Origin of the sequence: Streptomyces sp. ISL-10, from assembly GCF_018614575.1 — a bacterium.
GTDB lineage: Bacteria > Actinomycetota > Actinomycetes > Streptomycetales > Streptomycetaceae > Streptomyces.
The window spans coordinates 280,620-288,041 of record NZ_JAGGOJ010000005.1 but is presented as its reverse complement, the minus strand read 5'-3'; the positions used below and the strand labels follow the sequence as shown (position 1 = coordinate 288,041).

Genomic DNA, 7,422 nt, shown 5'->3' with positions numbered 1-7,422 from the left:
CTTTTCTGCGTTTCGGGGTCGGATTCACCGGCCTGGTGTCGTCCGCCAGAATCACCGCCTGGACCTGTCCCACGCGCACGGCCGAAACCTCGTTGCCCGAGTGCGAGGGGCTTGGCCAGTATCGGGTCATGGAATACGTCATCCGGCCCGTGCGGGCCGAGGAATGGGCCATGGCCCGCGAGCTGCGGCTCGCCGCCCTGCAGGACCCGCTGGCTTCGATCGCGTTCATGGAGTCGTACGAGGAGGCGGCGGTGCGTCCGGACTCCTTCTGGCAGGAGCGCACGGCGACGGCGGCAGCAGGGCGGGAGGTCATCCAGTTCATCGGCGAGGCACCGGACGGGCGCTGGGACGGAACGGTGTCGCTGCTCGTGGAGCGGCCGGGGGCCGAGCCGCGGATCGGCAAGCCGGCACCGGTGGAACAGACGCATGTGGTGGGCGTGTTCGTACGGCCCGAGGCGCGGGGCAGCGGTCTCGCGGACGCGCTGTTCCGGGCGGCTCTGGAGTGGTCGTGGGCGCTGGAGGAGCCGCGGGTGGATCGAGTGAGGCTGATCTTCCACACGGACAACACGAGGGCGGAGGCGCTCTACCACCGGGCCGGCTTCGTGCCGAGCGCCGATCCGTCGCCCATTCCGGGGGACGGCATGGCGCGGGAGTACGAGGTCAGGCGCGACGGCTAAAAGCTGTCCGGGCGATCATATGACCGCCCCATGCCTTGGGTCGTTGTTGTGGGCATGGGGCGGGGCGATCTGACGGACGCTGAGTTAGGACGGCTGCGGCCCTTCTTGCCGGTCAGCAAACGGGCGTTGTGGCCACTGCCGCCCGCTGTCCCTGATCGTCACGCCGGGTCAGCGGGCAGACCGCACACAGTTCCAGGCGGTGCTGGCAAAGATCCGCGTCCCCAGAGTTGGTCCGGGCAGGCCCCGCACGAAGCCCGACAGCATCGCGGCCGACAAGGCATACAGCAACGGGCCGTGCCGCGAGTACCTGCGGCGCCGGGGCATCCGGCACACCATCCCGGAGAAGACCGACAGCCGGGCCGCCCGCCCGCGCAAAGGGCTCACGTGGCGGACGGCCACCCGGCTTCGACGAAGAGCGTTTCAACAAACGCAACACCGTCGGACGAGCGATCAACAAGCTCAGGCAGTCCCGCGCTGTGGCCACCCGCTACGACAAACGCGGCTACGTCTACCTCGGCACCGCCACCGCAGCAGCCCTGGTCATCTGGCTCCGCACATGATGGGTCTGGACAGGCCCTAGTAATCCATCGACACCACAACGTAAAGGCACGCGAGAACCGCGACTGCACAGATAACGGCCATGGTGATCAGCACACAGCCGAGCACTCCTGTAGTCCCGGCGATCGCTGCCCAGCCGAACCGTGTTGCTCGTTCGCCCTGCTGGACTGCGTCGTGGTAGTCACTGTCGTCATACCAGCCGCGATCAGCCATGATCACCCCCTCCGAGACCCTACAACCCGGCCATCTCGCCCAGAAACCGACGGTACCGGCCCGTAGGCGATGGCGTGATCGTCCGGACAGCTCCGAGGCGCGGGGTCGGAGTGGTCGTGGCCGCTGGTCAGTGAGAGAGCAGCGGTGCCGCCCAGCGTGCGCGGGCCTGTTCGGCGGAGCGCAGCAGGACGAGTGTCGGCAGGCCCTGGCCCTGGCCGGTGGCGAGGAGTTCGGGGAGTTGGGGGAGCGGCGCGACAGCCGCGACGTCGTCGAGGACGAGGGTCAGTGGTGGGTCGAGCCGACCGTCGGATGACCGTGCGGCCATGCGGCGGCCGTGCTCGACCACGTCTGAGGCGAGTGCCGTGAGCAGCGGCATCGCACCGGGGCGGGTCCGCGGATCCTCGATCGGTTCACCCACCACATAAAGCGTGCCCGCTTCGTCCACGAATGATTCCAAGGCGAGCGAATCGGTTCGGTTTGGGGTGCACGCCTCGCGGATGTGGACCGAGGACAGGGCGGTGAGGGCCCGGCCGGTCAACTGCTGGGCGATGTCCCGGCGTTCGGGATAGGCGGTGAGAGCGGACTCCAGCAGTCCAGCGAGCCCGGCCGCGGCCTTGGGATGCGTACGGAGGATGCGTACGGGCTCATGGGCGCCCGCACCCTGTGCCCAGCGGTGGACCTGGCGGAACGGGCGGCCGTCCACGGCTGCCGCGTGCAGCCAGCAGCGCAGGAGCGTTTCCGCCGTGTCGGCCATGGCGGCGTCGAGCAGGGCCCGGGGGCGTACGGGGGCGAGGAGGGCGGTGGCGCGGGCGGCCGCGTTCCGTTCGTCCTCGCAGCCGGTGGTGGGCGACCAGTGGATGCGGGCCGGGGTGTCGCACAGGTGGCCGGGGTCGTAGACGAGGACGGGGCCGAGCTTGGCGCGGGCGTTCTTCGTCTCGGCCCATACGGAGGGGTCGGAGGTCACGACGAGGGTGGGGCCCTCGGCGTCGAGGAGCGCCTGGACGGTGGAGGGCCGGCGGGTGGCGGGATCGCCGTACAGGACGCGGGAGCGGGTGCCGCGCGGGCCGGGGACTGTGGGGAGCGGCGCGATGGGCGGCGTCACCGCCTCGGGGGTGGGGGCGGCGTGGACGGCTGCTTCGACGGCCGGCGCGGGGAGCGTCTCCACGACGGGTGCGGGTACAGGCCTGTGCGCCGGCGGCTCGGCGGCAACGTGCGGCTGCGGGTCCCGCGACGGCCCTCCGCCTCCCGGCCGCTCGGCGCGGGCCCTTGCCCGGACCGCGCGCCAGCGCGCGACCGTGCCCAGCGTGAACACGGTCAGCACGACCAGCACCATCAGTTCGCCGATGGCCAGGCCCCAGAACAGCCCGTAGCCGGAGAGTTCGGCGGGCGGGGTCGAGGGCCAGGCGGCTGGCAGGTCGCGCGGGGCCGAGGCCAGCGTCCGCATCGCCATGGGTGTGCCGGTGAATGTCACGCCCGTCGGCCAGGCGCCGTGCGCGAACAGGCCCGCCAGGCCCGTCGCCGTCCACACCAGCAGCGTCAGCCCGAGCAGGAAGCCCAGCAGTGCGACCAACAGGCCGTCGGGGATGCCCCCTTCGCGCTCCTCGCCCCTGCTCCGTCCCTGGCGCCCCTGCTCCATCTCATGCCACCGTCGACTCTGAGGACTCGCCCACCTGCTGTTGCTGCTCGATCAGCGCCGCCCGCTGCTCCGCCTCCCACTCCGCGGCCTGGACGTGCTCCGGCAGCGCAGGCCCTGAGGACTCCGTCATCGCCCGGTCGGTGAAGACGAGCGGCCGTTCGGCCTCGGTCACGAGGTGCTTGACCACCTGGACGTTGCCGTTGACGTCCCAGACGGCGATGCCTGGAGTGAGGGTGGGAATGATCTCGACGGCCCAGCGCGGCAGGCCCAGTACGCGCCCCGTGGCCCGGGCCTCGTCGGCCTTCTGGGCGTAGATCGTCCGCGTCGACGCCATCTTCAGGATCGCCGCGGCCTCGCGCGCCGCCGCCCCGTCCACCACGTCGGACAGGTGGTGCACGACCGCCACGAACGACAGGCCGAGCCGCCGGCCGAACTTGAGCAGCCGCTGGAAGAGCTGCGCGACGAACGGGCTGTTGATGATGTGCCACGCCTCCTCCACCAGGAAGATGCGCTTCTTGCGGTCGGGGCGGATCCAGGTGTGTTCCAGCCATACGCCGACGATCGCCATCAGGATCGGCATGGCGATCGAGTTGCGGTCGATGTGGGACAGGTCGAACACGATGAGCGGCGCGTCCAGGTCGATGCCGACGGTGGTGGGGCCGTCGAACATGCCGCGCAGGTCGCCGTCGACGAGCCGGTCGAGGACGAGGGCGACGTCCAGGCCCCAGGCGCGTACATCGTCTATGTCGACGTTCATCGCCTCGGCGGACTCGGCCTCGGGGTGGCGCAGTTGCTCCACGATGTCGGTGAGGACGGGCTGCCGGTCGGTGATCGTCTCGTTGACGTAGGCGTGCGCCACCTTGAGCGCGAAGCCGCTGCGCTCGTCGAGGCCGTGGCCCATCGCGACCTCGATGATGGTCCGCAGCAGTGCGAGCTGGCCGGTGCTGGTGATCGAAGGGTCGAGCGGGTTGAGGCGGATGCCGCCGTCGAGCGCCGTCATCGGGTCGAGCCGGATGGGAGTTATTCCCAGCTCCTGCGCGATCAGGTTCCATTCGCCGACGCCGTCCTCGCCCTGTGCGTCGAGCACGACGACCTGGCGGTCGCGGAAGCGCAACTGCCGCAGGACGTATGTCTTCTCCAGAGCCGACTTGCCGTTGCCGGACTCGCCGAGCACGAGCCAGTGGGGGGCGGGGAGCTGCTGCCCGTAGAGCTGGAAGGGGTCGTAGATGTAGCCCTTGCCGCTGTAGACCTCGCGGCCGATGATCACGCCCGAGTCGCCGAGGCCGGGAGCGGCCGTCGGCAGGTAGACGGCCTGTGCCTGCCCGGTCGAGGTGCGGACGGGCAGGCGGGTCGTCTCGACCTTTCCGAACAGGAAGGAGGTGAAGGCCTCCGTGAGGACGGACAGCGGATCACGCATGGCTCGGGGCCCCTATCGGCGGATGCCGGTCGCGAACGGAAGGGTGTTCACAAAGGCCCTGTGGTGCTCGCGGTCGCACCACTCCAGCTTCAGATACGACTTGCCGGCAGAGGCCCTGATCGTGCGCTTGTCCCGGGCCAGGGCCTCGGGCGAACGCGACGACACAGTGATGTACCCGACGAGGTTGACCCCCGCCGCACCGCTCGCGAGATCTTCACCCCGCTGGTCGAGCCGTCCGTGCGCGGCGATGTCGCGCGGGTCGACGGTCCGGTTCATCTTGGCGGCGCGGCTCGCGTCCGCCTCGTCGTTGGTCTTCTCGGTGAGCATCCGCTCGATGGCGACCTCGGTGGGCTCCAGGTCCATCGTGACCGCGACCGTACGGATCACGTCGGGAGTGTGGACGAGCAGCGGGGCGAGGAAGTTGACGCCGACCGGGGTCATCGGCCACTCCTTCACCCATGCCGTGGAGTGGCACCAGGGGGCGCGGGTGGAGGACTCGCGGGTCTTGGCCTGGAGGTAGGTGGGCTCGACGGCGTCGAGCTCGGCCGGCCAGGCGTTTCGTTTTGTCATCGCCTGGATGTGGTCGATGGGGTGGTCCGGGTCGTACATGGAGTGCACGAGGGAGGCGAGACGTGACTGTCCGAGGGGCTGCCGTACGCGGATGTCCGCCTCTGCCAGCCGGGCGCAGATGTCGGTGAGCTCACGGGCCATGACGACGGCGAGCCCGGCGTCCTTGTCGAGCCGCTTCGCGCCGGAGGCGTGCTTGGCGGCGCGGGCCATGGCGTGGGCCTCGGCGGCCAGTTCGCGCGAGTAGTGCATGCAGGCGACGAGGTAGGCGCGGTGCTGCTCGCTGGAGGTGGAGACCATGGACTGCAGCTGGTCGTACGAGTCCTGGAGCCAGGTGGGCGCGTTCCGGTTGCCGCGCTGGGAGACGTCCTTGGCGTGTGCGTCGGGGTCGGCGGGCAGCGTGCGAGCCAGCATCTGAATGCGTGTGACAAAACCGTCGCCGTTGGCGACATGCTTGAGCAGCGTGCCGAAGCGGTCGACCAGTGCCTCCTGGTCCTCGCTGTCGCGCAGACCGACGCCGGGGCCCTCGATCTCGATGGCGGCGGTGACCGTGCGCCGGTCGGCGTGCAGCAGGACCGCGATCTCGTCGGGGCCGAATGGCGCCGCGAGCCAGTTGATCCGCCCGATGCCGGGCGGCGGGCCGACCTCGATCTCCCGCCCGTCGATGCGGGTGCCTGCCTCGACGGCGCCGGAGCGGTAGGTGGTGCCCTGGCGCAGAGTGCGCTTGTAGCTGCGGTTGATCTCGAACCACTTGTAGAAGGTGCGGTGCTTGTAGGGCACGTACACGGCGGCGAGCGCGAGCAGCGGGAAGCCCATCAGCAGCACGATCCGCAGGGTCAGGACGGGGACCAGCAGTCCGCTCATCATGCCGAGGAACGCGCCGGCGATGATCAGCGCGATCTCGCCGGTCTCGCGGTTCTTGCCGACGATCGCGTTCGGCCGGGCGCGGCCGATGAGGTACGTGCGGCGGGGCGTGATGAGTGGGGACTGGGTCGTCAACGCCCGCCACCTCCTGTGCTGTTGCGGTTGCTGTGCGGGGTGCCACTGGTCGGAGTGCTGCTACGGGGAGCGGGCGCGGCGCCCGCTTGGCCCGTACGGCTGCCGTGGGCGGCGACGCCGCCGCTGACGGGGTTCGCGGGGCGGGGGGTGCTGCCGCTGCTGCCGTCGCCGCCGGTGTTCTGGTTGCCGCGGGTGCTGTGGGTCTTGATGCCCTGGGAGACGAGGGCGGCGGGCGAGCTGATGACGGCGGCGGCCTTGCCCTCGGCGGCGTTCTGGATGCGGTTGTTGCGGGAGTTGGCGATCTCGTCGCCGAAGCCGGGGACGAAGCGGTAGATCATCGCGGACGCGAAGATGGCGAGCAGGATGATGGAGAGCCCGGACACGACGGCGGAGAAGGAGTCCGGCCCCTCGCCCGCGGAGAGTGCGCCGGCGAGGCCGAGCACGATGACGATGACGGGCTTGACCAGGATGATGGCGATCATGATCCCGGCCCAGCGGCGGACGTGGCCCCACATGTTCTTGTCGACGAGCCCGGCGTAGACGATGACGCCGAGGAGAGCTCCGACGTAGAGGAGCACGGCGCGGATGAACAGCTCCAGGTAGAGGATGCCGGCCGCGAGCACGGTGACCAGCGCGACGATGATCAGCATGATCGGCCCGCCGCTGATGCTGTCGCCCTTCTGCAGGGCCTCCTTGAAGCTCCCGAAGAAGACGTCGGTCTGCTGACTGGTCCCGGAGGCGACGACCTCGGTGACGGCGTCGGTCGCCGAGACGACGGTGTAGAGGATCAGCGGCGTGAAGGCGGAGGCGAGGACGGTCAGCCAGAGGAAGCCGACGGCCTCGGAGATCGCGGTGGTCAGCGGCACGCCCCGGATGGCGCGCTTGGCGACGGCGAGCAGCCACAGGACGAGCGTGAGGACGGTGGCGGCGGCGAAGACGATGGCGTAGCGGGCGAGGAAGGCGGGGTTGGTGAAGTCGACCTCGGCGGTCTCCTTCACGGCGTCGGAGAGGAAGTCGAGCACGGCGACGGCGGCGTCGGCGCAGCCGCGGGCGAGGGAGGTGAGGGGGTCGAGGGCGTCCGTCGGATCGTTCCCGACGGACGACCGGCCGGCGCCGGGGGCGTCACCGTCTTCGCAGTAGTCGCGGGCGGGGCCGGCGATGAGCCCGCACGGGTTGTTGGTGCGGCTCGGCGTGGGAGTCGGCTCGGCCGCCGCTCTGCTCGCGAACAGGAATGCCGCTGTTTGGACAGCGGCCACGAGAGTCAGCAGAGTGTGGGGCCGGGAGCGCGGGCTAACGGGCATAGGTGAACCCTCCGAATCCGTTGACCGCGTCCGCGATTTCATCCGAGCCGGAGA

Annotated in this window: 7 protein-coding genes; 2 read left to right on the top strand and 5 right to left on the bottom strand. The window is 70.3% G+C overall.

Annotated features, from left to right (window positions below):
* The first annotated feature begins 128 nt into the window (after positions 1–128).
* Entirely contained in the window at positions 129–677 is a 549-nt protein-coding gene (locus J7E88_RS06235; RefSeq protein WP_215178207.1) for a GNAT family N-acetyltransferase, read from the top strand.
* Positions 678–822: 145 nt separating this feature from the next.
* The gene (locus J7E88_RS06230) at positions 823–1,257 is read left to right on the top strand and encodes a transposase (RefSeq protein WP_374196237.1); all 435 of its coding nucleotides are present in this window, start codon (positions 823–825) and stop codon (positions 1,255–1,257) included.
* Here J7E88_RS06230 and J7E88_RS06225 read toward each other — a convergent pair.
* The 5 genes from J7E88_RS06225 to J7E88_RS06205 form a co-directional block, all read right to left on the bottom strand.
* Positions 1,254–1,448: a hypothetical protein gene (locus J7E88_RS06225; protein ID WP_215178164.1), complete on the bottom strand. Its 195-nt coding sequence runs from the start codon at positions 1,446–1,448 to the stop codon at positions 1,254–1,256. The genes J7E88_RS06230 and J7E88_RS06225 overlap by 4 nt on opposite strands.
* Positions 1,449–1,575: 127 nt before the next feature.
* A complete protein-coding gene (locus J7E88_RS06220) occupies positions 1,576–3,084 on the bottom strand; it encodes a type IV secretory system conjugative DNA transfer family protein (protein ID WP_215178162.1) in 1,509 nt (502 codons plus the stop codon).
* 1 nt (position 3,085) lies between these two features.
* Positions 3,086–4,501 (bottom strand): ATP-binding protein, encoded by a 1,416-nt coding sequence (locus tag J7E88_RS06215; protein ID WP_215178160.1) that lies wholly within the window; start codon positions 4,499–4,501, stop codon positions 3,086–3,088.
* A 12-nt stretch (positions 4,502–4,513) separates the two neighbouring features.
* Positions 4,514–6,067 (bottom strand): SCO6880 family protein, encoded by a 1,554-nt coding sequence (locus J7E88_RS06210; RefSeq protein ID WP_215178158.1) that lies wholly within the window; start codon positions 6,065–6,067, stop codon positions 4,514–4,516.
* A complete protein-coding gene (locus tag J7E88_RS06205; protein ID WP_215178156.1) occupies positions 6,064–7,368 on the bottom strand; it encodes a hypothetical protein in 1,305 nt (434 codons plus the stop codon). Before J7E88_RS06205 ends, J7E88_RS06210 begins: the two co-directional genes overlap by 4 nt.
* Positions 7,369–7,422 lie beyond the last annotated feature (54 nt).